Consider the following 2,406-nt stretch of genomic DNA (forward strand, 5'->3'; position numbering starts at 1 on the left):
ACTTTTGGTCGCTGATCACCAGCACGTCATCCGGGACGGCGCTGTTGCTGAGCCTCAAGACCGCCGCCGCCAGCACCGCCCTGTGCGTGCTGCTGGGGGTGCCGCTGGCCCTGGTGCTGGCCCGCAGCACCGCGCGGCCGGTGCGGCTGCTGCGACCGCTGATCCTGCTGCCGCTGGTGCTCCCGCCGGTGGTGGGCGGCATCGCATTGCTCTACGCATTCGGCCGGCTCGGCCTGATCGGGCACTACCTGGAGGCCGCCGGCATCAGCATCGCCTTCAGCACCACCGCGGTGGTGCTGGCGCAGACCTTCGTCTCGCTGCCGTTTCTGGTGATCTCGCTCGAGGGGGCCGCGCGCACCGCGGGCGCCGACTACGAGGTGGTCGCCGCGACGCTGGGCGCCCGACCCAGCGCGGTCTGGTGGCGGGTGACCCTGCCGCTGCTGCTGCCGGGCATGACGTCGGGAGCGGTGCTGGCGTTCGCCCGCTCGCTCGGGGAGTTCGGTGCGACGCTGACGTTCGCCGGTTCCCGGCAGGGCGTCACCCGAACGCTGCCGCTGGAGATCTACCTGCAGCGGGTCACCGACGCGAACGCCGCGGTAGCCCTGTCGATCCTGCTGGTGGCCGTCGCGGCGCTGGTCGTGCTGGGGCTGGGTGCGCGCCGGCTGACCGGGACGGACACGAGGTAGCCGCGGTGAGCCGGCTGCAGCTGCGCGCCGTCGTCGCCGAGCGCGGCCTGGATGTGGAGTTTTCGGTGTCCGCCGGCGAGGTGCTGGCGGTCCTGGGGCCCAACGGCGCCGGCAAGTCCACCGCCCTGCACGTGATCGCCGGCCTCGTTCGCCCCGACGTGGGGGTCGTGCGGTTGGGGGATCGGGTGCTCACCGACACCGCGGCCGGGGTGAACGTGGCGACGCACGATCGCCGGGTCGGGTTGCTGCTGCAGGACCCGCTGCTGTTCCCGCACCTGAGCGTCGCGGCCAACGTCGCGTTCGGGCCGCGCAGCCGCCGCCCATTCTTCGGGTCCACTCGCCGCACCGAGCGGGCGACCGCGCTGCGCTGGCTGCGCGAGGTGCACGCCGAGGGCTTCGCGGACCGAAAACCGCGGCAGCTTTCCGGGGGCCAGGCCCAGCGGGTGGCGATCGCCCGCGCCCTGGCCGCCGAACCCGACGTGCTGCTGCTCGACGAGCCGCTGTCCGGGCTCGACGTCGCGGCCGCCGCGGGCATCCGCGCGGTGTTGCGCACCGTGGTCACCCGAACCGGCTGCGCGGTCGTGCTGGTCACCCACGAGCTGCTCGACGTGTTCACGCTGGCCGATCGCGTGCTTGTCCTCGAATCCGGCAAGATCGCCGAATTCGGCCCCGTGGCTGACGTTCTCACCGCGCCGCGCAGCCATTTCGGCGCGCGCATCGCCGGCATCAACATCGTCACCGGCACCGTGGGGCCCGACGGCTCCTTGCGCGATCGCTCTGGCGCCCACTGGCATGCGACCCCGGCGCAGCAGCCGGACGCCGGCGTCGGCGTCGCGGTCGCGGTGTTCCCGCCCGCGGCGGTGGCCGTGTATCGGGATCGCCCGCACGGCAGCCCCCGCAACACGGTCGAGGTGACGGTGGCCGAGCTCGATGTCCGCGGATCCGCGGTCCTGGTGCGGGGCCGCGAACAGCCGGACGGCGCGCCGGGGCTGGCCGCCGAGATCACCGCGGACGCCGCGACGGAGTTGCGGCTCACGCCGGGGGAGCGGGTGTGGTTCTCCGTTAAGGCACACGAGGTGACGCTGTATCCGGCGCCGCCCGCCGAGACCCGGTGACCTGCGCGGACGCCCGCAAGGTTGCACATCGGCAACATCGGCAAAACCGCCGCAAGGCACCCTTGCGTCACAGCGGTAACACGGTAGGTTCGTCGCCATGGAGCAGGTGGACGCGAACTCGACACGTCGCAAAGGATTCTGGGCGACGCTGGCGATCGCCACGGTGGCCAGCGCCAGCGCGGTCGCCATCGCATTGCCGGCGACCTGTAGCGCCGATCCCGAGACCCCTACCCCGGTCCCGCCGAGCACGACGGCGGCCCCCTCGAGCGAGATCACCAGAAACGGCAGCGAGACGAAGGTCTGCGCCAGCACCACCGCGGTGGTGCTGAAGGCGATGCTGATGCCGGCGGCCTCCAGGTAGTGCCCGATCAGGCCGAGCCGGCCGAATGCGTAGAGCAATGCGATGCCGCCCACCACCGGCGGGAGCACCAGCGGCAGCAGGATCAGCGGTCGCAGCAGCCGCACCGGCCGCGCGGTGCTGCGGGCCAGCACCAGGGCCAGCGGCACCCCCAGCAGCACGCACAGGGCGGTGCTGGCGGCGGCGGTCTTGAGGCTCAGCAACAGCGCCGTCCCGGATGACGTGCTGGTGATCAGCGACCAAAAGT

Annotated in this window: 2 protein-coding genes and 2 pseudogenes; 3 read left to right on the plus strand and 1 reads right to left on the minus strand. The window is 72.7% G+C overall.

All coding sequences use genetic code 11. From position 1 onward, the window contains the following. The 3 genes and pseudogenes from A5673_RS08385 to A5673_RS30580 all read left to right on the plus strand — a co-directional run. The coding region (locus A5673_RS08385; RefSeq protein ID WP_068229763.1) for an ABC transporter permease at positions 1-686 on the plus strand (686 nt) is incomplete at its 5' end. 5 nt (positions 687-691) lie between these two features. After that, positions 692-1,801, plus strand: coding sequence for a sulfate/molybdate ABC transporter ATP-binding protein (locus tag A5673_RS08390; protein ID WP_068229766.1), 1,110 nt, complete (start codon positions 692-694; stop codon positions 1,799-1,801). A 97-nt stretch (positions 1,802-1,898) separates the two neighbouring features. Then, positions 1,899-2,030, plus strand: a pseudogene (locus A5673_RS30580) (APA family fibronectin-binding glycoprotein); the annotation flags it as partial. 11 nt (positions 2,031-2,041) lie between these two features. On the opposite strand, the pseudogene A5673_RS28250 reads toward A5673_RS30580, so the two are convergent. Further along, positions 2,042-2,406: pseudogene (locus tag A5673_RS28250) on the minus strand (molybdate ABC transporter permease subunit); the annotation flags it as partial.

This window comes from Mycobacterium sp. E3198 (assembly GCF_001667015.1).
Classification (GTDB): Bacteria; Actinomycetota; Actinomycetes; order Mycobacteriales; family Mycobacteriaceae; genus Mycobacterium.